We start from the raw sequence: 24,957 nt of genomic DNA, 5'->3' as shown, positions 1-24,957 counted from the left end.
TAAGAGAACGCCTCATCCGCCTGCCGTGGTGCCGCGCTCAGAATATCCAGATGAACTGGCCGCAAACAGACCGGCCGCAACTTGAAGGGTCGTCCATTGTCCCTGTCCTTTCTGTCATGCAGTGATCCGGCCAACGGCATCGCCAGGACGCGCCGCTGGCCATTCCGGTTCTGGCCGCGCCTTACAGCCAGGCCTTGAAACGGCGGATGTAGAGCGTTTTCACCAGCTGGGTCAGCACACAATACCCCGCCAAAGTCGCCACCAGCCAAGGAAAGTAGGACCAGGGCAGCGGTTGCAGCCCAATCATGCTGCCAAGCGGCGAGAAGGGAATATAGATGCCCAGCACCATGATCGCCCCGGTCAGCAGCAGAACGGGCCAGGTCGCCGTGCTCTGGACAAAGGGTATCTTACGCGTGCGGATCATATGCACGACCAGCGTCTGGGACAGCAGCCCCTCGATGAACCAGCCCGACTGAAAGAGCGACTGTTCCCCGATCGTGTTGGCGCTGAAGACGAACCACATCAGGCAATAGGTGGTGATATCAAAGATCGAGCTGATCGGACCGATGACCACCATAAAGCGGGCGATGTCCCCCGCATACCATTGGCGCGGCTTTTCCAGATACTCCTCATCCATGCGGTCCCAGGGCAGCGACAGCTGCGAGACGTCATAGCAAAGGTTCTGGATCAGCAGGTGGATCGGCATCATCGGCAGAAACGGCAGAAAGGCCGAGGCCACCAGCACGCTGAACACATTGCCAAAGTTCGAGCTGGCCGTCATCTTGATATATTTGATGATATTGCCAAAAACCTCGCGGCCCTTGATCACGCCCTCTTCCAGCACCATCAGGCTTTTCTCAAGCAGGATGATATCGGCGGATTCCTTGGCAATATCTGCGGCGGTATCGACCGATATCCCCACATCGGCATCGCGCAGCGCCGGAGCATCGTTGATCCCGTCGCCCAGATAGCCGACGGTATGACCCAGCGATTTCAGCACCTGAATGACGCGCGCCTTGTCCAGCGGCGACATCTTGGCAAATACCGTCGTACGCCCGGCAACCTCGGCCAGCTGCGTATCGTCCAGCCTTGCGATGTCGCGCCCAAGCAGCGGGGTTCCGACCTTTAGCCCGACTTCATGACAGATCTTGGCGGTGACGACAGCATTGTCACCGGTCAGGATCTTGACCGCTACGCCATGGGAATGCAGCGCGGCAATCGCCGCCCGCGCGCTGTCCTTGGGCGGATCGAGAAAGGCGAGGAAACCGTGCAGCGTCAACCCGGCCTCATCGCTAAGCGAATAGGCAGATTTTGCCTCTGCGCTGGTAAATTCGCGGGTGGCGACCAGCACCACGCGCAGACCATCCTCATTCAGCGCCCGCGCGCGGGCAACCAGAGCGGCGCGCCGCTCGGCATCCAACGGGCACATGCCATCAGGACCCGCGACGAAAGAGGAAATCGCCAGCATCTCTTCGACAGCGCCCTTGCAGACAAGCAGGTGCTCCCCCCCTTCTCCGGCGACCACGACCGAAAGGCGGCGGCGGACAAAATCAAAGGGGATCTCGTCCACCTTGTGATAGTTCAGGGGCCAGTCCGTGCCTTTGCGGTTTTTGTTGGCCGCGGCATAGTCCAGCACAGCAAGGTCAAGCAGGTTCTTGACCCCGGTCTGATGGTGGCTGTTCAGCCATGCAATCTGCAACACCCGGTCATCTGGCACGCCTTCGGTATTGAAATGCGCCTCAAGAATGACGCGGTCCTGGGTCAGCGTGCCGGTCTTGTCGGTGCAAAGCACATCCATCGCGCCAAAGTTCTGGATGGCGTTCAGGCGTTTGACGATCACCTTGCGCCGCGACATGGCAATCGCGCCTTTGGCAAGGTTCGCGGTCACGATCAGCGGCAGCATTTCGGGCGTCAGGCCGACAGCGACAGACAGCGAGAACATCAGCGCCTCAAGCCAGTCCCCCTTCACCACGCCATTGATGACCAGAACGATCGGCACCATCACCAGCATAAAGCGGATCAGCAAATAGCTGACACTTTTGACGCCGCGGTCGAACGAGGTCTCGGCCCGGGTGCCAACGATGGCTTTGGAAAGAGAGCCGAAATAGGTGTGATTGCCGGTCGCAACCACAATCGCGTGGCCCTGTCCGCTGACGACATTCGTCCCCATGAAGCAGATGTTGCTGAGATCAAGCGGCCCGGCATCGGCGGGCGCGACGGCACCGGCCGATTTCTCGGCCACCGCGCCGAGCGTGTCGTATTTCTCGACCGGGATGGATTCGCCGGTCAGCACCGCCTGGCTGACAAACAGGTCCTTAGATTCGATCAGCCGCACATCGGCGGGGATCATGTCACCGGCACCAAGGCGTACAATATCGCCGACGACCAGTTCGCGCATGGGTATCTCGGACCATTGCCCCTCTGGCGCGCCCCCGGTACGGCGCAGCACGGTTGCGGTGGTGCGCACCATGGCCTGCAACGCCTCGGCCGCGCGGGTCGAGCGGAACTCCTGCCAGAAACGCAGGATAACGCTCAGCACGATCATGGTGCCGATGATGATCGGGCCGGTCAGATCCTCGGGCTCAAGATAGACCGAAATCGCCGCCAGCATCGCCAGAACCAGGATGAAGGGGTTTTTCAGTGTTGCAAGCAACTGGATCGCCCAATGCGGAGCCTTTTCGTGGACGGTCTCGTTCGGACCGTTCCTGTGCAGGCGACGTTCGGCCTCGGCCGCAGTCAGGCCGCTCAGCGAGGATTTCAGGTTCGCAATCGTGATGGTCAGGTCGTTGTTTGCCTCACGCACGGCCCGCATCGAAAGAAGGGCCGCAGGTTTCTGCGGCGTCTGCCTGTGTCGCTCGCGGGTGGAAAGTGTCTGGTTCATTATCGGTTCTGCCTTGTCGTTTTGCACGCAGCGGCGCGGCAGAAACGGTACCCTGTCTCAGAAAAACAGCGGCCCGTCCCTCGCTGGCACGAGCCGCGTGGAGCATTGATCAAATCGCGTTTCTGCATGGGGCCGCCGCCCGGGCCTCAGGGCAAAAGCGGCGGCCGGTCAAGGTCCGCTATCCGTGTCGGAGCCTTTTCCCCGGCATCCTGCGCGGAAACGCCCGTGCGCCCCGCAAAAGCCCAGGCTCGGTGCCAGCGCCTTCATCGACAGTGACACGGGCGGCGTGCCAGGAAACCGTCAGTTGCCGGGTGTCAGGGCTGACGGACCAGCACATCCGCAGACGCGGCGCGGCCTGCATGGCCGACACCGGGCGGATGGGACGGATAACGTGATTGCGCCGGCCCTGGACCGGCACCACATTCCTGATGCGAATGCTGTTGTTCATGTCTCACCTCGTTATCCGCTGCAACGGACACCCCGAGGAGAGACCTGGCGGCCTAGCCCGTGCGGAGCATCTTTTGCAGCGCGTTAGATCGACTACTGTCGCTCGCCATTTCTGTACTTTCCTGTAGATGTCCGGTCGCGCAGGCGTCGGACGGCGTGGTTGCTCTTTAGACCAGGCGCGCACTCCTGACGAGTGCGCGTGAGGAAAGAACGGCCTGCCATTGGTATCCCGTTGATATACTTTTGTATAGCCGCGCCCCGGACAGAGGGCCTGGCCGATCCGGGCTCAGCAGGGTTTGGTTGCGGCCGGGCGGTGTGGCGCGACCCGGGCTATTGCCGGGCCAGCCATTCGGTGACCGGGCGACGCAGATTGATTTCGCCCGCAGCGCGCGCGTCATCAATCACCCGCTTCAGCTCGCTCAGGTTCACCCGGCGGATCAGATGCTTGACCGGCCCGATCGAGGCCGGGCGCATCGACAGCCGCCGAAAGCCAAGCGCGGCAAAGGTCACCGCCTCGATCGGGCGGCCGGCATCCTCGCCGCAGAAAGATACGGGCACCCGCGCCTCATCGCAGCGCTGCACGATCTGCTCCAGCAGCGTGATGAACGAGGTGTTGAGCGTGTCATAACGCCGCCGCACCATCTCGTTTTCACGGTCAGCAGCAAAGAAGAACTGCTTCAGGTCATTACCCCCGACCGAGATAAAGTCGCACATCTCAAAGAATTTCTTCGGGGCAAACGCCATCGACGGCGTCTCAAGCATCGCACCGACCCGGATATCCGACGGCAGCGCGTGACCCAGACGCTGTTCACGGGCAAGCTGCTCCATCAGCAGCTTATGCGCCTCTTCGAACTCGTTCATCTCGGTGATGAAAGGAAACATGACATGCAACGGCTGGCCAATGGCGGCACGGATCAGCGCCTGCAACTGCATGCGCAGCACCCCCCGCTTGTCCAGCCCGACACGGATCGCCCGCCAGCCCATGGCCGGGTTCGGTTCGTCCTGTGGCTTCATATAGGGCAGCACCTTGTCCGAACCGATATCGAGCGTTCGGAACATCACCGGCTTGCCATGGGCATTGTCCAGCACATGGGCATAAAGCGCCGCAAGCTCACCCCGGCGCGGAACCTTGGTACGGGTCAGGAACTGCAACTCGGTGCGGAACAGCCCCACCCCCTCGGCGCCCGAGCTTTCAAGGCTGGGCAGATCGGCCATCAGCCCCGCATTCATGTAAAGCTGAATCGTCGTGCCGCATGTCGAGGTTGCAGGCAGGTCACGCAGCCCGGCATAGCGCTGTTGTGCTTCGGCCTGCATGGCCATCTTGTCGCGGAAAGCCTTGGTGACGGTCTCTTCCGGGCGCAGATGCACCGTGCCCATGTCGCCATCAACAAGGATCAGATCACCGTTAAGCGCCTCGGAGGTGATGCGCTCGGCATGGATCACCAGCGGAATTGCCAGCGCACGGGCGACGATGGCGGCGTGGCTGCCAACAGAGCCTTCCTCAAGCACCACGCCTTTGAGCCGTCGGCCATAGTCCAAAAGCTCGGCCGGACCGATGTTGCGGGCGACAAGGATCGGATCCTCGGGCATTTCGGCCCCGGTATCGCGACCCTGCCCGGTCAGGATGCGCAGCAGCCGGTTGGACAGATCGTCAAGATCGTGCAGCCGGTCGCGCAAATAGGGATCGGCGGCGCTTTCCAGCCGGGCGCGAGCCTGGCTTTGTTCTTTTTCGACGGCCGCTTCAGCCGAAAGGCCAAGGTCGATCGCCTCTTCCATCCGGCGCAGCCAACTGCGCGAATGGGCAAACATGCGATAGGTCTCCATCACCTCGGCAGAATCGCCCGAGCCCATATCGGCGGCGGCCAGCAAGGAATCGACCGTGGTGCGCAACATGGCCACGGCCTCATTCAGCCGCGCCTTTTCCTTTAACGGATCGTCGGCAACAGGGTTCGTTATCACGACGCGCGGCTCGTGCAGCCAGACATGACCTTCGGCCGTGCCCTCTTGCCCGGTCGTGCCGCGGAACATGATCGGGAAATGGTGCAGGCTGTCCGCCTGCGAGCCAAGAAAAGCGCCCAGTTCGGCCATTTCGGCCAGAACCATGGCGACGACCTCAAGGCCATAAACCTCATCCTCGCTGAACTGGCGGGCACTGCGGGACTGCACCACCAGCACACCCAGTCTTTCGCCGACGCGCTGAATCGGCACGCCCAGAAAGCTGGAGAACACCTCTTCGCCGGTCTCGGGCATGTAGCGAAAACCGGGCTCACCCGGGGCATCGGCGGTGTTTACATGCCGCCCGGTACGGGCAACACGACCTACCAGCCCCTCACCCAGACGCAGACGGGTCTTGTGCACGGCCTCGGGCTTCAGCCCCTCGGTCGCGCAAAGCTCCAGCGTTTCGGGGTCGCGAAACAGATAGATCGAGCAGACCTCGGTCCCCATCGAATCAGCGATATGATGGGTAATCTGGTCCAGACGATGCTGCCCCCCTCCGGGGGCCGCCAAAGTCTCGCGCAGCCGCCGCAGCAGCTTGCGCGATTCGCTGTCTTTGCGTTCGGGCATAATCCTCCCGCTTCAGCCGTCAGTCTGGTTCAGGACTGTTCCAGTTCAAAGGCATCATGCAGTGCCTGAACCGCCAGTTCCATATATTTGCGGTCGATCAGCACCGAAATCTTGATTTCGCTGGTAGAAATCACCTTGATGTTGATGTTTTCATCGGCCAGCGCCTTGAACATGCGCGCCGCAACACCGGCATGGCTGCGCATACCGATACCAACGACCGAAACCTTGGCGACCTCGGTATCGACGACCAGTTCGTCATAGGCGATGTGACCGGCGGCCTTGGCCTCTTCCATTGCCTTGCGGGCGCGGGCGACCTGGTTGACCGGGCACGAGAAGGTCATGTCGGTGACGGCACCCGGATGGTCCTCGTAGTTCCGTTCCGAAATGTTCTGGACGATCATATCCACGTTGACGCCAGCGTCGGCCAGCGGCGCAAAGATCGCGGCCGAAATGCCGGGACGATCCTCGACGGTGACCAGGGTGATCTTGGCCTCTTCGCGGGAATATGCGACGCCGTTAACGACTTTCGATTCCATGATTTCATCCTCATCGCAGACCAGAGTGCCGCTGTTTTCGTCGGTATCTTCGAACGAACTCAGCACCCGCAGGCGGACCTTGTAGCGCAGCGCCAGTTCGACCGAGCGCGTCTGAAGCACCTTGGCCCCCAGACTGGCCAGCTCCAGCATTTCTTCAAAGGCGATCTTGTCAAGCTTGCGCGCCTTGGAGGTGATGCGCGGGTCGGTGGTATAGACCCCGTCCACATCGGTATAGATATCGCAACGTTCGGCCCCAAAGGCGGCGGCAAAGGCAACGGCGGTGGTGTCCGAGCCGCCCCGGCCAAGCGTGGTGATGCGGTTGTCCACGGTGATGCCCTGGAAACCCGCAACCACGGCAACCCGCATGCCTTCGGCAAATTTCTGGTCGATGTTGTCGCGCGGAATATCGACAAGCCGCGCCGCCGAATGCTGGGACGTGGTATGGATCGGCACCTGCCAGCCCTGCCAGCTGCGCGCGGGCACACCCATTTCCTGCAGCGTCAGCGCCATCAGCCCGGCCGTGACATTCTCACCCGAAGCAACGACAGCATCATACTCGCGCGCGTCAAACAGCGGCGAGGTCGCCTCGACCCAGCCGACCAGTTCGTTGGTCTTGCCCGACATGGCACTGACGATGACGATGACGTCATAGCCGCGTTCGACCTCGCGCTGAACTTTCAGCGCGGCATTCTTGATGCGGTCCAGGTCGGCCACCGAAGTGCCGCCGAATTTCATCACCAGAAGCGGCATTTCTTGCCCCCAGCATCACCAGTTTTCCGGGGCGCGTTCTATGGGCCGCACAGGAAAAGAACAAGGGGCGGCGGGCAGTTCCAGCCGTTTCGGCTGCATTATTTTGCCAACCGCCCCGCCGCTCAGGCCCCGTAACGGTCGCGCCAGCGCAGATGGATATTCTCGCAATGGGCGGTTTCACGGAACATGCGGTCCATCAGCGCCATGAAAAAGCTGCGCCACAGCGACGGCGGCTGGCGATAGACACGAGAGCAAAGCGGCTCTGATCTTTGCCCCCCAAGTGTGCGGTTGATGCAGACGGATGCGATCCACCAGGCGTTCATGAAGACCTCGCTTACTCATCGAGGGTCTTTCAGCAGAGGAATGTGACATCTGGAAAACAGCCGGATCGCAGCCACAGGTTCACGCCATAGTGATACCACAAGGCCACACCTGCGGAAAAGCCGACGGGACCCGGGAAAACCCTGTGAATACGCAGATCAGACCGGGCAGATCAAAAAGCCGACGCAGCGTCAACAACCACAAGGTGTGTTGTGTATTTCCGGCGCATCAATTAGCCCCCCCTCACTTCGCAAATATCACGCGAAAACCCCGACCCCACCGCGCCGCACCCGAATTGTTGCTGGCGCTTATAATTCTGTCAGTCGTGCGACCCTGCCTGTCCCTGTCCGGGACATCAGCCGCACTCGATCAGGAGCTTAGTTCATTATGCCGATCTCTGTTACGCTTACCTCTGTGCAAAACATTGCCGGAGGTCCGACGACCGGCCAGCCCGACGCCAGTTTCACTCTGGCCGAAACCTACGATCCCGCGCTGGACACCACGCAGATCGTCTTTCGGTCACCCGGCCAGACATTGGATATATTCGCCAACGGGGGCAGCGCGCTGCCCGGCTCAAACCCCGACCTGACATATGAAGGATCCGACGGTCAGGAAATCAGCCTGGATGAGGTGCAGACCGCTACCATCATACAGGCCGGGGTCATCTATGAAAACGTCAGGCTTCTGCTTGGCTACAGATCAGCTCCGGACTGGAGCGCAGACAATGGTCAGGCCGCGCTGAACGAAGCCGGATTTCATATCAATGCGATCTGGGCCGAGCTCACTCCGGGCAACTGGGAAATCATCGGCTATACCTCGACCGGCATGTCGATCGAAGAGGCGACCCGGCTTGCGCCCGGTGCCAGCACCGACGACATGGCCGAGGCCCCAGGCGATCTCACAAGAGCCATGCCCGGCGTTGTCGAAGGCACCGATGGGGATGACCTGATCGACGAAAACTATACCGGCGACCCCGAAGGTGAAAGGGTTGGTCCGGGCGATGACGTCATCATAGGCCTTGGCGGCAACGACTCCATTTTTAGCGGGGCGGGCAACGATACCATTCATGGCGGTGACGGCGACGACTACCTTGATGGCGGAGACGACGACGACCTCATTTATGGCGATGATGGCAACGACTCCATTTTCGGCGGGGCGGGCAACGACACCATTTTTGGCGGAAACGGCAACGACACCATTCAAGGCGGAGACGGCGACGACTACCTTGATGGCGCAGATGACGACGACCTCATTGATGGCGGTGATGGCAACGACTTCATCAATGGCGAGGCGGGCAACGACACAATTCGTGGTGGCAACGGTAACGACGAAATTCATGGCGGCAACGGTAATGATTCGCTGCTGGGGAATGAAGGCGACGATACGCTTTATGGCGGAGCGGGAAACGATACGCTTGTCAGCGGCGGGGGAAACAACCTGCTGGACGGCGGAGATGGCGACGACTTTTTACTTTCACAAGTTACCGTTACTGATCCTGAAGATCTGAGAGAAGACACCCTCTATGGAGGCGCGGGAAACGATACCCTTATCGCATACCATGGACATCACCTTCTGGACGGAGGTGAAGGGAATGACTTTCTTTATGGCATGAGCGGCGGCAGCACTCTGACTGGTGGTGAAGGGTTCGATCGATTTGACGTTCACCATGGCGGCGTTCGCGAAACCATCCTGATCACCGATTTCAACACCGGCACCGGTCAGGACATCCATGACGGCGACCAATCCAACAACGACCTTGTCGATCTGAGAGAATACTACAATCAGACCAACCTCGACGCCTATAACGCCGCCCACGGCACGAATTATAAAAACCCGCTGCAATGGATGCGGGCCGATCAGGCCGATGACGGCACGCTGAACATGCTGGATGGCCAGAACGGCCTGCCATTCCTGAACCTGCGGATCGAGAATGACGGCAGCCCCGTCGCGCCCGAGGACCTGACCTATGACAACACCAGCATCGTCTGTTTCGCAAACGGCACGCTGATCGAAACCGGTCAGGGCCAGCAGCGCATCGACGATCTGCGGCCCGGAGACCTCGTCCACACCGCAGACAACGGGTTGCAGCCGATCCGCTGGATCGGCTCGGTCAGGCTCGACGCCCGCACGCTTGCAGCAAATCCGAAACTGCGCCCCATCCGCATCCGGGCCGGGGCGCTGGGAAAGGGAACGCCGTCCTCGGACCTCGTCGTGTCGCCACAGCACCGGGTGCTGGTGCGCTCGAAGATCGCGCAGAAGATGTTCGGCACCGAGGAGGTGCTCGTCGCCGCCAGGCAGCTTGTGCAGATCGAAGGCATCGACATCGCCTCGGATATCACCGAGGTCGGGTATTTCCACATGCTCTTTGACCGGCACGAGGTCGTGACCTCGAACGGGGCCCTGACCGAGTCGCTTTATACCGGCCCGCAGGCGCTGCAATCGGTCGGCAAGGCGGCGCTGGAAGAGATCTTTACCCTTTTCCCGCAACTGCGCGAAGAAGGGTCCGAGCCCACGCCCGCACGACCGCTCACCTCTGGACGACGCGCGAGAAAGCTCGCAAACCGCCATCTGCAGCATCACCGCGCCATGGTCGGTTGAACACGGCCAAAAAAAGCATCAAGGGGCCGCGGGCAAAACCGTGGCCCTTTGGACGACACATCGGGACAACACCGCAGCGGCAGCTATCCAGCGGCACAGCAACCAGCGCGGTCAGCGCTGCAGATCGGCGATCTGGGCGTCGGTCACCTCATTCGCGCTGAACGCCATCACGTGATTGATGGCGAGCTCTGCCAGTGCGGCTATAACCTCCTCACGCACCCAGCCCGCCCCCTCGGCACTGTTCAAAAGCGCCATGAACGCAGGTTCAACCGCTTCTTGGCAGTCCAGAACGCGATCAGGGTAAGGGCCAAGATACCGGGGGCCAAGCATCATCAATCTCCGCAAGCTGTTGATGACAACCCTATTGAGGCGCAGAAGATCCCGAAAATGTGAAAGATCTCGTCTGGCCGCCAAATGCGCAATCGCCCGCTTATCGAGCAAATTCCCTGATCGAAGGTGCGGCAGGCCGCATCTGGCGAACGACAGGCTGATGGGGTTGGCGATGGCGCGGCATCTGGCCGGGCCAGCAGCGCGGCTTACACAGTCAGTGCGCGCGCCTGACCGGACCGGTTTTGTTATTCGAGCCGCAAAAGGCCCGTCTGGATACAGGTTCCGCTGTTTCTCAGGTCTTTAACTTGTCCGCAGCAGTCATGATCTGCGCGCGCAGGATCGAGTCCTTAAGAACAACAGGAACAGACAGCAGACGTTCATTCTCGGCCGCATGTATAAGGCCGAGAAGGCGCACGAGGTGACAGTCCAGAATCGTCATCGCAGTTTTCCCATGGGTCCCCCGACCGCAGCCTTTATCCGGATAACATCGGGGTGAGCGGTTCGTTCCCAACCAGTCTGCCAGAGGCCGCATTTTTCTGAACGATGGAAGAAAATTCGTCAGCCGGGCAAAAGGGCTAACCCGGGGAATGCACCCCGACCACCAAAGGCCGGGGCGCAAATAGCGATATGGACATGGTGACGGCTCGCCGGTCAGCCTTGATCAGCCAGACGCTCCAGATTGATGCGCAGAACCGAGTCGAGAGCACCCTCCCGATAGGCGGCGTCACTTTTATCATTCGAGACTTTGACAGTCATGAACAGCGTCCTGCCGTCCTCGCTGACCTCAAGGCTATTGGGATGGGCCGGCAGGGGTACGCGCTGCTTGATGGCATAGCTTTGCGCATCAATGACCAACAGCCCACCGGTGCCCGACTTGTTGTCCCGATCAACGCCACGCCATGTCGCATAGATCTCTTGCCGCGCCGGGTTATAGGCAACGTCAAGCGTGCCGAGGCCGACCGGGATCTGCCTGATCACCTTGCCGCTGGCGATGTCGGAAACGTAGATGGCACCGTCCTGCGCATCACTCGCAAAGAGGCGCTGACCTTCTGCATCAATCGCCAGATTAACAAAGAAATGGCGCGAGGCATCGCCCCCTTCTTCGGATGTGTCGCCGGTTGACAGCCCGCCGACGCGCTGGCCGCTGGCAACGTCGATCACCGAGATTTCTTCGATACCGCCGCCGCTGACATAAAGCCGCCCTGCCCCCGCATCGTAGGCCGCCCCGGCGGTCCACAGGCCGGTGTCGATCCGGTGCAGCATCTTGCGGGCCTTGGTATCGACGATCCAGGTCACGCCCTTCTGTCCCGGCCCGGTCACAAAGGCGAGACCGCGCTGTTCGTCCAGCACGATCATGCGGACGTGTTCGAAACCCTTGTCCTCGGGCTGGCCCAGCTGGATGGTGTCCAGGATCGTCCCGCCCTTCGCGTCGATCACGGTCAGCGAACCGTCCAGCGTATTGCCTGCGTAAAGCTGTCCAGTGCTGCGATCCAGTGCCAGCGCAAAAGCCCGGCGCGGCAACTGGACACGGCGGATCGGACGCAGATCAGAGGCGTCGAACACATGGACATAGCCCGGCACATCACCGTCAAACGAAGGCGACGAGGCGACAAAAAGCATCCCCTCCTCGGCCCAGTGCGCCACCTCATAGGCGCCAAGGACCGCATCGGTGCGGATCAGCGCCGGTGCGATCTGGGCGGCGGTCAGCGCCGCAGGCTCGCCGTTCGACTGTTGAGCGGCAAGCGGCAGCGCACCCATTGCAAGACACAGCGCCAAAGTGCCCACAGATAGCGTGGTTTTCGACCACGGATAAACGATACTCATGTAACTATTCCTCGCAGATGGGGGGTCAGAATTTGGCACGCAGCGTCAGCTCGGCGCTACGGGCCTCGCCATAGACGACCCTGCCGTAAAAGCCGGTGGTCGCGTAATATTCCTTGTCAAAGACGTTATTCACGCTCAGCGACAGCTCTGTCTTGTCGGTCAGCTCATAACGCGCATTCAGATCAAAGACAGCGTAAGAGCCCTGATGGACGTTCGTTTGCTGGCTGTCGCTCGCGAAATTCATGCTGTCGGTACCGCTTTGCCAGCGCATCGCACCGCCAAGGGTCAGTTTTTCGTCAAGAATGCCAGCCAGCCGGTAATCAGTCGCAATCTTGAGGGTGTGTTTGGGCTGGTCAGCCGCGAAACGTTTGCCATCCTTGTCCTCGGAGGTGCGGAAGGTGTAGCCGCCCGAGATATTCCAGCGATCGCTGATCGCCCCGGCCAGTTCGACCTCAAAACCGCGCGTCCTGGTGCCGTCGATGCTTTCATAGATGGCGTGCAGGTCGGTCTCATCATTACCTACCCAATTCGCCACATCCTTCTGATTGGTCTGAAAGATCGCGGCCGAGGCATACATGGCCCCGCCCATCAGATCGGCCTTGACCCCCAGTTCATAGTTCCAGCCGTAGGTCGGGTCGAGGTAATCGCCATTTTTGTCCAGAACGATCTGCGGCTTGTAAATGCTCGTGACGCTGCCATAGGCGGTGTAGGTCGGGTTCAGATCATAGGTAAAGCCCAGATAGGGCGTGATCTCACCGTTATAGCTGTATTCATAGGTCAGCTCGCCGGTCGTGGCCTCGCTGCCTTTCCACCAGTTCGCCCGCGCGCCGGCAATGATGGACAGCGCATCGCTCGCCTGCAGCCTGGTGGTTGCATAAAGCCCGTACTGACGCTGCTTATCGTGCCAGATCGTGGTTGCCGCGTCCGAAAAGCGCGGTCGCGGGTAACTGCCGTCCCAGTCAAATATATTACCGACCGGGGTCAGCGACGATCTGTCAGCCGCATAGCCGGAATAGTCGCTTTTAAAGTCAGAGACAGTGGCCCCAAGGACGAATTGGTGATCACGGCCAAAAGCCTGAAAGTCACCGTTCAGCATCCCATTCAGCGACGACACCTTGGTCGTCCCGTTATATTTCACCGCCGAGGGGGTCATGCCAAGTCCGGTTTCCCTGTCAGGACTACCCGAGATCCAAGCCAGCTCCATATCCGCCTCGCTGCGGATATGGGTGGCAACCAGCCGCGCGGTCCAGCCATTGTCAAAGACATGCTCAAGCGAGGCAAAAGCCTCGGTCCGCTCGGTATCGACATAGGTCCAGTCCGCGCCCAGCGTCGCGCCTTTATTCCAGTCGATCAGGCCGCCGTCGGCATAATAGGGCGGCAGCCCACCCCAGGTTACGTTGTCGGCCCTGGTTTTTTGATAGCTGATCCCGGCGTTCAACACGGTATTGTCGCCCAGATCGGCCTCGATCGCGCCATAAAGGACGTATTTGTCCTTGTGATATGCATCCAGCGATCCATCGCGGCTGTCGGCGACCGCAACAAACCGGCCCCGCACCGTGCCCGCGGTATTCAGCGGCCCCGAGACATCGGCTTCGACCCTGCCCCCCTTGGGATAGGCCAGCGAAACCGCCGTCTGGTTCTGGAACTCACTGGTCGGGCGCTTGCGGATAAAGTTGACCGAGGCCCCGGGCTCGCCCGCGCCCTGCATCAGCCCGGTAGCGCCTCGTACGATCTCGACATGATCATACAGCGCCATGTCGGGATTATTGTCGCCAAAGGTCCAGGCACCGTTTCGCGGCGTGGGGACACCGTCATACTGATAGGCGTCGATGTAAAAGCCCCGCGCGTAATAGTTGATCCGGTCGCTTTCATAAGCCTGCACGGTAATGCCCGTGGCGGCCTCCATCGTCTGGGCAATCGTGGTGATATTGCGGTCCTGCATCTGTGCATGGGTGACAGCGCTGGTGGATTGCGGCGTTTCCTTTTGGCTAAGCACCAGCCCTGTCGCCGAACGCATCCATGCCGTTGTCCAGCTGCCCGAACCCTCGGTCTCGGTGCCGGGGGCGGCGGTGATCGTCACCTCGTCCAGAACGACGGTGCTTTCTGCTCCATCCTCGGCCTCTTGCGCCAGGGCAGGACAGGCAAGCATCGTCAGAATACCGGCACCCAGCGCCGTTGTAAGCCGCACAGAAGCAGCGGAAGGGATCAGAAGAATACGCGTCATGGCAAGCAATCCGATTCTTTCGGTTTTTGGCTTGCATATGGCGTGCTTGTGCCCGCTATCCCTATTGCGGGGCCGATGATCAAGCTCAAGCGTCATATGACCGCAGGCCACGCGCGGTTGCTGCAATTGCGCAACAGTCACATTTGCAGCAAACTTTGGCTGAACGCGCGGGGGTCGTGAGCCGGGATCTGGTCATAGCACGATCACACACTTGAAAGCCACGCAAATTGACGCCATATTGTGCCTATCTATATGGAGGCGTGGATGCGTATCGAAGTTTATGCCGAAGGTGGCCAGTTCGCTCCGGCCCGGATCGCCGAAGCACTACGCACCACCAAGGACGAAGTGGCCCGCACGGTCGGCCTTGGCCGCGATGCCGTCATGCGACCCGATCGCGTGGCCAGTCCAAAGACCCAAAAGCGCCTGCGCGAGATGGTCGAGATCCTGAACCGGGTCGCGCCACGCTTTGGCTCTCCGCTGATCGCATATGCCTGGTATCGTTCTGAGCCGTTGACCGGCTTTGGCGGCCTGACCGCGATGCAGCTGGTGCGCGACGGTCATGCGGCAGAGGTGATGGATTATATCGACGCGGTGGAAGCGGGCCTTTACGCCTAGATTATGCATTACCGCGGTCTTCTTTATCGCGCCCTCAACCCCGTCTGGGCGCGCGAGCCACTTTCGGGCGAGGGAGCCCGGCGCTTTGGCGGGCGGTTCAACCCAAAGGGCGCCCCTGCTCTTTACACCGCGCTGTCAATCATGACCGCGATCCGCGAGGCTAATCAGATCGGCAACCTCCAGCCCACGACGCTGGTGGCTTATAAGGCCGATGTCGCGCGAATATTCGATGCAACCGACCCGGCCGCTCTGGACGAATACGGAATCGGACCTGCCGACCTGGCCGCCGACGACTGGCGCATCAGGATGAGAGAGGATGGCAAGGCCCCGACCCAGAAACTGGCCGAACAGCTGATCCGTGACGGTCATGACGGCATGCTGGTCCGCAGCTTTGCCAAAGGGGCAACGGATGCGGACCTGAACATGGTGCTGTGGAAATGGGGCGCCGCCCCGCCCGCCGTGCTGACGCTGGTCGATGACGAAAACCGGCTAGGTTAGGCGGCACCCTGCCCCTATTTCTTTGCCGCGCGCATCCCGAACCAGATGCCGGGCAGGCACAACAGAGCAATGCCAAGGCTGACCCATGTCGCAGCGCCTTGTGGACTGCCCTGCCCCGCCGCCATCAACAGCCCGGCGAAAGCCGAAACGATGGAAAAGGCAATCAGCTGCGTCGTGGTGATCGCGGCGGCAGCCTTGCCGCCCTCGGCCGGATCTGTGGCGCTGCTCATTGCGGCCACACCAAGCAAGGGCCAGCACAGGCCGATCCCCACCCCGGCAAGTGCCAGAGACAGTGCTTGCAACAAGGTCAGCCACGGCGCAGCACCCTGTTGCTGCATCAGGCCATAAGCGAAAAGACCAAGGACCAGCAACACCGGCCCCAGCCGGATTGCCCGCGCCCGTGCGGCGGCAGAGGCAAGCGTCACCGAATAAAGCTGCGCCAGTACCCAGGCAAGCGACAGCACCGCACCCAACAACCCGGCAAGCAGGGGCCCAAGCCCCGCAAGCTGCTGGGCAAACAGGGGAATGAAATTCTCAAGCATCACCCCGGTGCTCAGCGCAGCGACGGTCAGATAGATCCACTTCAACCGATTGCCCCGCTGCCATGTCAGACGCGGCAGAATGGTCTGCGTCGCCCGCCTCTCGACCCTGGCAAAGCCGATCAGCAAAAGCCCACCCACGGCCAGCGACACCACCGTCGGCCAACCGACCGGCAGCACCGCACTGACCGAAATCGCCACCACCGCCGCCATCAGCGTAATCAGCGATGCAACCGGCAAAGCCTCGCGCAGCGCCACAGGCGCGATGGCCCGGAAACCGCGCCGCGCAGGCAGGATCATCAGGCAGGCCGCCAGCGCCAGCAGGCCAAAAGCCCAGCGCCACAACCCAAGCTCGGCAAACAGCCCGCCAAGCGAGGGACCAAATAGCGTGCCGAGCCCCCACATGGCTGAAATAAGCCCCGTCGCCCGCGCCCATAGCGCCTCGGGCAAGGCGATGCGGATCACCGCATAGCCCAGCCCTGCCAGCACGCCACCGCCCAGTCCCTGAACAAGACGCGCGGCCAGCAGCGCCTGCATCCCCGGCGCGGATGCGGCAAGCAGCGCCCCGGCGGCGAACAGGATCAGCGCCAGCGTATAAGCCGCCCCCGGCCCGCGACGCGCCAGCATGCGACTGACCATCAACGAACCAAAGATCGCCGCGATAACGAAACCGGTCGTCACCCAGGCGTAAAACTCCTGCCCGCCAATTCCGGCGACGATCGACGGCAGCAGAGCCGCCGTAAAGTAAAGGTTCATCGCGTAAAGCAGCACCCCGCCCGCCATGACCGTAACAACGGCAAGGTTGCGGCCGCGGAAAAGATCAGCCCATGCGCCCTCGGGCTCCGCCGCAGCGAAGCTGGAAACAGATTGTGTCATCGTGGAAAGCCTCGGTTTTCGGATCAGGTCTTTTGCGGCCAGGAAAGGGCCAGCAGGATCAGCGCCACAGCCAGCACGACAAGGGGTGCGACACCGTGGGCGTATTCACCGTGGCCAAGCGTGGTCAGCGCCGCCGCCGCCATCACGCATGCGCCCAGAGCCGCACCGTAAACCCGGCTTGGCGAATAAAGGATCAGCAGCGCAGCCGACAGTTCTAGCGCCGCTGTCAGGTAATGAAACCAGCCGGGATAGCCCCAGCGGGCATATGCCGCCTCATTCTCGGCCGAAAGGAACAGATTCCCCCAGGCACCGAACAGGAAAAAGGCAGCCAGAAGCAACCCGAGGCCGGCAGCGGCCCGGTGTCTTGTCGTGTTCATTCATTCCTCGCAATCAGGACATGGCGGGAACGCCGCCCGCGATCTGCGCGGCCGCCACGACCCCCTGTTATTTCTAGTGCGATCAGTCTATTTAAAGGAAGCGCCACGTCAACACATAAATAGTGCAATCACTCTAGGAATATGCCATGGCACGTAAGGTCGACCCTGAAAAGCACGAGGAAAAGCGGCTGGAGCTGCTAGAGGCCGCTCATCGTTGCTTTCTTCGCGAAGGCTTGCGGGGGGCCTCGACGGCAACGATCTGCAAAGAGGCAGGGATCAGCCCCGGCCATCTTTATCATTACTTCAGCTCGAAAGAGGTGATCGTCGAGGCAATGGCCGAGGATTATCTGCGCCGCCTGCATGGCTATTTCGCGGACCAGCCCGAGGACGCAGACACCTCGGCCCTGCTATTGTCCGAGATCTGGACCATGCAGGGCTGGAGCGATGTCGAGCACTGCCGCATCCTCTTTGAGCTTCTGGCCGAGGCGGGGCGTAACCCGCGCATCCGGGCGATCCTGCAGGAAAATACCCGCCATGTGCGGGCAATCCTGTCACAGACTCTGAAGGCAGGTCAGGCCAAGGGCGAGGTCGATCCTGCGCTGGACCCTGAACAGGTGGCAGCAATGCTGATCGCGGTAGTGGATGCCGCACCCATGCTGCCGCTGATGGTCGATGGGTTAGACTTTGCCGCCAGCCGCGACATGCTGACGCTTATGGTGCGCCGCTTCCTCGCGCCGCCGGCCAAGGAGTGACCGGGCTGGGATACCCCCGCCCAGGCACCATCCGCGGCCGCAAGCGGCACCGAAAGTCAAACAGCTCGATGGCAGGCTCTGCGGCCATATCCATTCGGCAGGCATGTCATGATGACCGAAACCCATGTGCCCGCGCGGCCCAGACGACAGCAAGCGTGACAACCAGCAGCGCCAGCACACTCCATGGAAAGGCGACCGCTCCGAGGTTGTTGAGCAGTATCCCGCCCAGAATGCCGCCGCCGGCGATCGCGATATTCCACACCGTCACGATCATGGATTGCGCAACATCGGTGGCCTCGCCAGCAACCCGGGTCATGGACGTCGCGAAAAGCGTTGCCGCCCCTCCATAGGCCAGTCCCCACAGGCAGATCGCAGCATAGACCGCTGATGTGCTGTCGGTCCCGATGCCCAGCACCAAAGCGGAAACTGCAAACAATGCGATGCTTGCAAGCGTCAGGCTGCGCAGGTGACGATCTACCAGTGCACCTGCGATCCATATGCTGACAAGCGAGGTTAGACCGAAAACCAGCAGGATCAGCGTCGTTTGCCCGACCATGCGGGCGGCCGAAACGAACGGCGCGATGTAGGTGTAAAGGATGTTATGAGCAAGCATATACCCAAGCGTTGCAAGAAGCACGGATCGGATGCCCGGCATTCGAAAGACTTCGCCGAGTGAATGACGTCTGCCATCCGCCTGTCCGGGAAAATCCGGCAGTTTGATCAGCATCCACATGATCAGAGCAAGCGTCATCGCTGTCATCAGGCCAAAGCATGACCGCCAACCGATCAGCGTGCCAAGAAATGTCCCGGCTGGGATGCCAAGCGACAATGCAAGCGGCGTTCCGATCATGGCGACCGCGATAGCGCGGCCCTTCAATTGGTCCGGCACCATGCGCGCCGCATAACCGGCCAGCAGAGCCCAAAGCAGTCCGGCGGATACACCCGCGACAAACCGCGCCATCATGGTCAGAACATAGCTTGTCGATAAAGCCGTCACGGTATTGGCAATGGCGAATCCGGCGAGAGCGATCAACAAAAGGGGCTTGCGCCGCACAGCTTGGGTCAGCGCGATCAACGGGATGACGGTCAACAGCGAGCCCAGCGCATAGATAGTCACAAGCTGCCCGGTGAGACTTTCCGAAACCAGAAGGCTGCCACTGATCTGGGGAAGCAGGCCTGCCGGAAGCGCCTCGGTCAGAATCGTAATGAAGCCGGCAACCGCCAGTGCAAGCAGCGATCCAACAGGCAAACCTCTCTGCACAAAGGCAGCGCGGCCGGCTTCGTCGAAATATGATCTGGGTTCTGTCGTCTCGGTCATGGGTCTGCCTGTCTGATGAAAAACGACGAGCAAATATCGGCCCGTCAGGCGCGAAGGCTGTTCGTCGGCTTGGTGCTGACCTCCAAGGTAATTTCATTCGCAAAGAACGATAATATAGCTTAAATGCATAACATATCGGACATTTACATCCATAATTGGTAATGCAATGGACAGCCTTGGTTCTATGAACGCATTCGTTCGGGCAGCTGAAACCCGCAGCTTTACAAAGGCCGGGGCGCAGCTCGGCGTGTCGTCATCTGCGGTCGGCAAGGCGGTGGCGAGGCTGGAGGGGCGGTTAGGTGTCCGCTTGTTCCATCGTTCGACGCGCACGATCACCTTGACGGCCGAGGGGACGTTGTTTCTGGAACGGTGCCGACGCATCTTCAGCGAGATCGAAACAGCGGAAATAGAGTTGTCGCAGACCCGTGACGCGCCCCGCGGCAAGCTAAAGGTCAGCCTGCCGCTGGTCGGCATGCTGATGATGCCAACCCTTTCAGCATTCATGCGCACCTGGCCCGATATCGAGCTGGACCTCGACTTTTCTGACAGGTTGGTTGATGTGATTGATGAAGGATATGACGCAGTTGTTCGCACGGGCGATACAACGGATTCGCGTCTGATGATGCGTGTCCTTGGCAGCTTTGGCTTTAAACTGGTGGGCTCAGCCAGCTACTTCAGCGCACACGGCACGCCAAAGACATTGAGCGATCTCGTTACACATCGCTGTCTGCGACATCGCTATCCGACCAGCGGACTCGAGGACTGGCTGCATGACGGGCATGGAAACAAGATCACGTTCCAAATGACGACCGCCGTAACCTCCAGCGCGATTGAGCCGCTGATACAGTTGGCCAAGGACGGTCATGGCATCGCCTGCCTGCCGGATTTTGCAGTGCAAGAACAGCTTGATGACGGATCGCTGGTAAGCGTGATGGAACACGCGGTCCGCCACTCCAGCACATATCGCATCCTCTGGCCGTCCAGCAGGCAGCTGGCGCCTAAAATCAGCGTGTTTGTGGATTTCATGGCAGCAAACCTGTTCAAACCGCGCCCCATCTCGGCGGACAGTCAGCCGGATCAGGCTGATATCGGCGCGGTTGGCCGGGAAACAGCACGTTGATCCCTGAATGCTGCCGGAGGTGCCGCATTCCGGGATATGACAGGAGGAAACCTTCGCCTCCATCCAGAAAGGCTGGACCCAAGGCAGACGGCCTTGCTCAGACTCCCCGGCGATTCTGCTTATGATGTCATCGTAAAGACTGCTGCGAGCCCGGGCATCATCCGGCTTTTGCATTCAGATCATGCCATGCGCCTTGAACCAGTCGACCTCGTCGCGGATGGTTTCGGCTATGGGGCGGAAAGTCAGCCCCAGCTCATCGCGCGATTTCTCCGGATTGAAACGCGTGCGCTCGGCCTCGGCGCGCATGGTGCGTACAGTCGCAAGACTCAGCAGCGCCGGACGGCCGGTAATGCGGGCGATGATCTCTTGCATTGTCGCGATCGGCCACAGCACCGCGACCGGGATCTGACGCTTTGGAGCAGGTGTGCCGGTAACATGCTCGTAAATCTGCACAAGATCGTGCATGGCGATATGGCGCCCAGCGGCCAGATAATGCTCGCCCCGCCGCCCCTTTTCCGCCGCCGCGACCAAAGCAAATGCCACATCCCGGGCATCGACAAAGGAAAATGTGCCCGGAGGAATGCCAGGCAGCGCGCGCCGCAAGTAGTCCAGCGTGAACTGGCCTGCCGCAGTCGGCCCCAGATCGCCGGGACCGTGCATCCAGCCCGGCATCACAAAAGTCGCAAACATCTCGGGATGGTGGCGCAGAAAATCCTGCACCACGCGGTCCGATTGCATCTTGCTGCGATAATAATCGTCGGCATCGCGCGGATCGCGGGCCATCGTTTCGTCGATCAACGCGCCACGCGGCCCGTTCACCACCGCAATCGAGCTGGTATGGATGAAGCGCCGCACACCCGCCGCATGGGCAGCCGTAAGCAACTCTGCCGTGGCATCGACATTGATCCGTTTCAGCATCGCCCAATGCTTTCCGCCACCATAGCTTTCGCGGAAGTAGGCTGCGGTGTGGAACACCACATCACAGCCTGCCAGCGACGGGGCGAAATGCGCGACATCCTGCATGTCGCCTTCGATAATCTCAAGTCCGGGAAGCTGGCCGAACTGCGCCTCGGCCTTGGAGCGGGATCTGGCCAAGGCCCGCACCCTCACGCCACGTTCCAGCAAAAGCCGCACGAGGTTGTTGCCCAGAAGCCCGGTCGCACCGGTAACGAATACGGTCTGCATGTCGATGATCCTGCAAGGCGCGGAATGCACCCCTTCCCGGCTTAAATAGCGTCGGAGGGGTTTGCGCAGAACGCACGCTGTGGCAAAACAGATTTGCGTATCCGCAAAACTGGGCCGGAGTTATTCTATGAACTGGGACGATCTTCGCCTTTTGCTGGCGGTGGCGCGGCGCGGCAGCTTTTTGCGCGCGGGCGAGACACTTGGCATGGCCGCCTCGACGCTGTCGCGCCGCATCACCCAGCTTGAGACCGTGATCGGTGCGGCGCTGGTCGAACGCGGGGCCGATGGCACACGGCTGACGGCGCGTGGCTCAGCACTGGTGCAGGCGGCACAGGATTTTGAATCCGCACTGGTCCCGCCGCCAGAAGCGAGTGGTTTGTCAGGCCGGATCAGGATCACGGCGGGCGAGGGCTTTGTCGGCCCTCTGACCGATATCGCGGCTGAATTCACCACCCTGAATCCCGGTTGTACTGTGGACCTGTCGATCACGGCCGAACTGGTGAAATTGGCGCAGGGCGCGTCCGACATCGCCATCCGCACCCTGCATCTGGGCGAACCCTCGCTGATTTATCAACGGCTCGCTGATATTGAATTTCGCATCTTTTCCACCCCTGAAATTGCTGCCCGCCCCGGCCTGCGGCCAGAAACATTGCCGATGATCGGCTTACTGCCGCCTCTGGACCAACTGCCCCATATGAAAGTTGCGCGGACGGCTGGGTTCGGGAATATCCGCATCCGGGTTTCATCCTTTGCCGCGCAACTGGCCGCGGTGCAGCGCGGCCATGGCGCAGGCGCCCTGCCCCGCGTGCTGGCAAAAGATCTGGTCGAGCCTTTTCCCGGTCAGGTCCTGCCGGGCCTGGAGGTTTTCCTGGTCACCCGACCCCAGGCGCTGCGTCAGCCCCATATCCGGGCCTTTGTCGACCTGCTGAAAGGGCGGATGTTACCGGAGTAGCATGATCCCCAACCGTCAGCGCAGCCTACCACCCTGATACACGGACACGGCTTAAGGCAAAGTTGACGGCTCTCTGGAAAGAGAAAGCCAAGCGCGATAGTGCGCTCGCAGGCTGTCGAACGAAGTTGCACTCCTGCACGCCGGTCATGCCCGAGGCACAAAAATTCTTTCAAAAAAAACCGGACATACCAACATTGGAGCAAACGTCAGTCCCCCGATCCAGTCGGCAATTTGATGCGTTTGCTGCCTCAGACCGGAAATGTACTGGGGAGGCCCGACCGAACATGCCAGCGGCCCTGCCTCCTGTGTTCAGGCGGACCAGCCCAGCCTCTGCAGCAAAATGCAAAGGATCGCTGATTCTGAAAACCCCAGGGCACGGCGGTCTCTGCCAATTGATCAAAAGGGTCGCCAACCGCCAGCGGCACAAAAAAGGGCCGGTGCCAAGCTCTTCGTGCAGATCACGCGAGGCTTGAAACCGTATACAGGGCAATAGGTTATCCCTGTTTCGTGCCGCTTGCAGCGGATGCGGCGTTGTGGGCTGGGAGCCACATGAAAGCCTTGGGAAAGCAAGCCGGGTCGCACTGTGGCAGTGGCGATTGCCAAGGAACGGCGAGCTTGTCGGTCATCAAAGCCCAATCGTTCATGGCACTCCAGAACGAAGAGCGCGCTGCGCTCGGCTGCGCGTTCGAGGGATGGTCAGCGTGGCTGCTGTGCATCGTCAGCCTGGTTTTGGTGGCGCTGGCTTGCCCGTGCCACCCTTCCTGAACCCCAATCCACCGCCATGAAGGCTACCGGCATGTGCGGGATCAGCGTCGCTGCATCGGCAGCTTCGCCATAGGTTTGGGCATGGAGCTGCGCATAGCAGTCGGGGTCGGCTTTCAGGCTGGCGGGGCATGTAAAAGTCAGCTTGACGCTGCTGCTGGACGGCAGCGGCCCCAAGCGCAACTTCTTGGTCGTGCTCATCGTGATGTTCCTCGGTTGAACATGAGCGGCTGGTAGGGGAGGAGCGTCAAATCGCGCGCAACTATGATCCGCACCGGCAGGCCCGGCCGGCTGGTCAAGGTGGGCTGGATGTTCATGCTGCGGCGGGTCATCTCCTCGCCGGCCTGGTTGATGTTGTCCTGCGCGCTGTCGCGCCCGGCGATGATGATGCGTCGCCGTCCTGACGGTTCCCCGGCGCGGCCAGTTCGGCACCGACGCCCAGCACCGCCTTTACGCCGCACCGACGAAGATGCGGCCCCAGCGGTAGTCCACGTCGTCTTCCAGCCCGACATAGCCGGCCGGATCGGCGCCGACCAGATTGTCGAGTGTGCGCGAAGACGTGTCCGGCAGAATGATCCGGTTCCAGACAACTTGAACCCGACTCTGCCCGTAGCGGACCTGGCTGTTGTAGCGCCCAAGGATGCGCGATCCCTGCGGGATCAGCAGGAACTTGCCGGTGGCCGTGTCATAGACCGGCTCCGTCACCGTGGAGATCAAGTCGCCCGGCAGGTCGGAATTGATGCCCGTCACCAGCGCAGCGGCGACCACCGTGCCGGCCATGACCTGATAGGGCGAAGCCGGCAGGGTCAGGTTGCCGGAATTACGGGTTCCCGTAGAAGCGCCTTGCAGGAATGCCTCCTTCTGTTCCTGCCGTTCTGCACGGCGGTTGGATTGGCGGGCTGAGCGGCCGTTGAGGCCGATCCGGCCGCCATCGGATCAAAGGCCGCATTGGCAGCGAAACCCGGCGCAGCGGCGACCTGTGACTGCGCTACCGGCGCGGCGCCTTGCGTGCCCGAGCGGAAAAACACGGATGAAGCGGCGGCTTCCCCGGCCTCCTTCAACCGGGCCTGTCGCTCGGCCTCGGCCGGATCGTGGCGGGGTGGCGCGTAGGCCACCGCCGGCTGCCGCTGCGCATTGACGATGGCCGGGCCAGGATCGCCCGGCAGCGGCAGCCCCCGTTCCGGCACCTCGGACGGCAAGGCGGGCGGCAGTTGGGAATAGTCGGTCGGCAACCGCGCCAGTCCTTCGGAGCGCGAAACGCGATCGACGTTGTAGAGCTCGGTGGATTCGCCTGCGCCGCGCCGCTGCGGTTGCAGCGACCACATCAGCGCGCCCAGCACGGTGATCGACAGGTCGCCGGCGATGATCGCCAGCACGCGCCGGTTCAAGCGCGTGACCGGGCGCGGCTGGACGCGCAGCACCACCGTTTCCGGGGCCACCTTGTCCGCCTGTGGGATGGCAAGGTCGGGAGTGTCGTCCTGGCTCAT

At 61.2% G+C, this 24,957-nt stretch carries 23 protein-coding genes; 6 read left to right on the top strand and 17 right to left on the bottom strand.

Annotation, left to right across the window (positions count from 1 at the left end; all coding sequences use genetic code 11):
- Positions 1-181: 181 nt before the first annotated feature.
- From mgtA to F8A10_RS04250, 5 genes are all read right to left on the bottom strand, one after another.
- On the bottom strand, positions 182-2,881 hold the full coding sequence (gene mgtA, locus F8A10_RS04270; RefSeq protein ID WP_152366784.1) for a magnesium-translocating P-type ATPase: 2,700 nt from the start codon (positions 2,879-2,881) through the stop codon (positions 182-184).
- 178 nt (positions 2,882-3,059) lie between these two features.
- A complete protein-coding gene (locus F8A10_RS04265) occupies positions 3,060-3,329 on the bottom strand; it encodes a hypothetical protein (protein ID WP_152366783.1) in 270 nt (89 codons plus the stop codon).
- 329 nt (positions 3,330-3,658) lie between these two features.
- Positions 3,659-5,893 (bottom strand): phosphoenolpyruvate--protein phosphotransferase, encoded by a 2,235-nt coding sequence (gene ptsP, locus F8A10_RS04260; RefSeq protein ID WP_085502256.1) that lies wholly within the window; start codon positions 5,891-5,893, stop codon positions 3,659-3,661.
- Positions 5,894-5,922: 29 nt separating this feature from the next.
- Complete coding sequence (locus F8A10_RS04255) at positions 5,923-7,179, bottom strand: aspartate kinase (protein WP_010395338.1); 1,257 nt, start codon at positions 7,177-7,179, stop codon at positions 5,923-5,925.
- A gap of 122 nt (positions 7,180-7,301) precedes the next feature.
- Complete coding sequence (locus tag F8A10_RS04250; protein ID WP_010395341.1) at positions 7,302-7,502, bottom strand: hypothetical protein; 201 nt, start codon at positions 7,500-7,502, stop codon at positions 7,302-7,304.
- Between the two features lie 385 nt (positions 7,503-7,887).
- Between F8A10_RS04250 and F8A10_RS04245 the strand changes: the two genes are divergently transcribed.
- Positions 7,888-10,098: a Hint domain-containing protein gene (locus F8A10_RS04245; RefSeq protein WP_152366782.1), complete on the top strand. Its 2,211-nt coding sequence runs from the start codon at positions 7,888-7,890 to the stop codon at positions 10,096-10,098.
- Positions 10,099-10,209: 111 nt separating this feature from the next.
- Here the strand turns inward: F8A10_RS04245 and F8A10_RS04240 are convergent, their stop codons facing one another.
- The 4 genes from F8A10_RS04240 to F8A10_RS04230 all read right to left on the bottom strand — a co-directional run bounded on the left by F8A10_RS04240 (position 10,210) and on the right by F8A10_RS04230 (position 14,476).
- Positions 10,210-10,431 carry a hypothetical protein gene (locus F8A10_RS04240; protein WP_010400533.1) on the bottom strand — a complete coding sequence of 74 codons (222 nt, stop codon included), beginning with the start codon at positions 10,429-10,431 and terminating at the stop codon, positions 10,210-10,212.
- Between the two features lie 289 nt (positions 10,432-10,720).
- Positions 10,721-10,867 (bottom strand): hypothetical protein, encoded by a 147-nt coding sequence (locus F8A10_RS21040; RefSeq protein ID WP_010400531.1) that lies wholly within the window; start codon positions 10,865-10,867, stop codon positions 10,721-10,723.
- Between the two features lie 212 nt (positions 10,868-11,079).
- Positions 11,080-12,252 carry a YncE family protein gene (locus F8A10_RS04235; RefSeq protein ID WP_010400529.1) on the bottom strand — a complete coding sequence of 391 codons (1,173 nt, stop codon included), beginning with the start codon at positions 12,250-12,252 and terminating at the stop codon, positions 11,080-11,082.
- Positions 12,253-12,277: 25 nt separating this feature from the next.
- A complete protein-coding gene (locus F8A10_RS04230; protein WP_010400527.1) occupies positions 12,278-14,476 on the bottom strand; it encodes a TonB-dependent siderophore receptor in 2,199 nt (732 codons plus the stop codon).
- A gap of 264 nt (positions 14,477-14,740) precedes the next feature.
- Here F8A10_RS04230 and F8A10_RS04225 point away from each other — a divergent pair, with 264 nt between their 5' ends.
- Both F8A10_RS04225 and F8A10_RS04220 read left to right on the top strand, forming a co-directional pair.
- Positions 14,741-15,091 carry an MbcA/ParS/Xre antitoxin family protein gene (locus F8A10_RS04225; protein WP_010400526.1) on the top strand — a complete coding sequence of 117 codons (351 nt, stop codon included), beginning with the start codon at positions 14,741-14,743 and terminating at the stop codon, positions 15,089-15,091.
- A 3-nt stretch (positions 15,092-15,094) separates the two neighbouring features.
- Positions 15,095-15,589, top strand: a complete 495-nt coding sequence (locus tag F8A10_RS04220) for an RES family NAD+ phosphorylase (RefSeq protein ID WP_085503179.1) — start codon at positions 15,095-15,097, stop codon at positions 15,587-15,589.
- 14 nt (positions 15,590-15,603) lie between these two features.
- Here the strand turns inward: F8A10_RS04220 and F8A10_RS04215 are convergent, their stop codons facing one another.
- Together F8A10_RS04215 and F8A10_RS04210 are read right to left on the bottom strand one after the other, a co-directional pair.
- On the bottom strand, positions 15,604-17,004 hold the full coding sequence (locus tag F8A10_RS04215) for an MFS transporter (protein ID WP_193668154.1): 1,401 nt from the start codon (positions 17,002-17,004) through the stop codon (positions 15,604-15,606).
- A 23-nt stretch (positions 17,005-17,027) separates the two neighbouring features.
- Positions 17,028-17,381 (bottom strand): DoxX family protein, encoded by a 354-nt coding sequence (locus F8A10_RS04210; protein ID WP_152366781.1) that lies wholly within the window; start codon positions 17,379-17,381, stop codon positions 17,028-17,030.
- Between the two features lie 146 nt (positions 17,382-17,527).
- Here F8A10_RS04210 and F8A10_RS04205 point away from each other — a divergent pair, with 146 nt between their 5' ends.
- Complete coding sequence (locus F8A10_RS04205; protein WP_152366780.1) at positions 17,528-18,133, top strand: TetR/AcrR family transcriptional regulator; 606 nt, start codon at positions 17,528-17,530, stop codon at positions 18,131-18,133.
- 106 nt (positions 18,134-18,239) lie between these two features.
- Here F8A10_RS04205 and F8A10_RS04200 read toward each other — a convergent pair whose 3' ends face one another.
- Entirely contained in the window at positions 18,240-19,451 is a 1,212-nt protein-coding gene (locus F8A10_RS04200) for an MFS transporter (protein WP_152366779.1), read from the bottom strand.
- Between the two features lie 184 nt (positions 19,452-19,635).
- Here F8A10_RS04200 and F8A10_RS04195 point away from each other — a divergent pair, with 184 nt between their 5' ends.
- A complete protein-coding gene (locus F8A10_RS04195; protein ID WP_264675552.1) occupies positions 19,636-20,571 on the top strand; it encodes a LysR family transcriptional regulator in 936 nt (311 codons plus the stop codon).
- Between the two features lie 174 nt (positions 20,572-20,745).
- Here F8A10_RS04195 and F8A10_RS04185 read toward each other — a convergent pair whose 3' ends face one another.
- A complete protein-coding gene (locus F8A10_RS04185) occupies positions 20,746-21,756 on the bottom strand; it encodes an SDR family oxidoreductase (RefSeq protein WP_152366777.1) in 1,011 nt (336 codons plus the stop codon).
- A 127-nt stretch (positions 21,757-21,883) separates the two neighbouring features.
- Here F8A10_RS04185 and F8A10_RS04180 point away from each other — a divergent pair, with 127 nt between their 5' ends.
- Positions 21,884-22,708, top strand: coding sequence for a LysR family transcriptional regulator (locus F8A10_RS04180; RefSeq protein ID WP_152366776.1), 825 nt, complete (start codon positions 21,884-21,886; stop codon positions 22,706-22,708).
- A gap of 696 nt (positions 22,709-23,404) precedes the next feature.
- On the opposite strand, the gene F8A10_RS04175 is transcribed toward F8A10_RS04180, so the two are convergent.
- Genes F8A10_RS04175 through F8A10_RS22015 form a run of 4 tightly spaced genes read right to left on the bottom strand, consistent with a single transcriptional unit; the run spans position 23,405 to position 24,957 of the window.
- Positions 23,405-23,671 (bottom strand): DUF2274 domain-containing protein, encoded by a 267-nt coding sequence (locus F8A10_RS04175; RefSeq protein WP_454557381.1) that lies wholly within the window; start codon positions 23,669-23,671, stop codon positions 23,405-23,407.
- Positions 23,668-23,982 carry a TrbI/VirB10 family protein gene (locus tag F8A10_RS22025; RefSeq protein WP_454557380.1) on the bottom strand — a complete coding sequence of 105 codons (315 nt, stop codon included), beginning with the start codon at positions 23,980-23,982 and terminating at the stop codon, positions 23,668-23,670. Before F8A10_RS22025 ends, F8A10_RS04175 begins: the two co-directional genes overlap by 4 nt.
- Positions 23,921-24,250 carry a TrbI/VirB10 family protein gene (locus F8A10_RS22020; RefSeq protein ID WP_454557379.1) on the bottom strand — a complete coding sequence of 110 codons (330 nt, stop codon included), beginning with the start codon at positions 24,248-24,250 and terminating at the stop codon, positions 23,921-23,923. Before F8A10_RS22020 ends, F8A10_RS22025 begins: the two co-directional genes overlap by 62 nt.
- A gap of 26 nt (positions 24,251-24,276) precedes the next feature.
- Positions 24,277-24,957, bottom strand: a complete 681-nt coding sequence (locus F8A10_RS22015; protein ID WP_454557378.1) for a hypothetical protein — start codon at positions 24,955-24,957, stop codon at positions 24,277-24,279.

The organism is Paracoccus kondratievae (assembly GCF_009301415.1).
Taxonomy (GTDB): Bacteria; Pseudomonadota; Alphaproteobacteria; order Rhodobacterales; family Rhodobacteraceae; genus Paracoccus; species Paracoccus kondratievae.
Note: the sequence above shows the minus strand (reverse complement) of the source record. Positions and strands in the feature narration are given on the sequence as shown.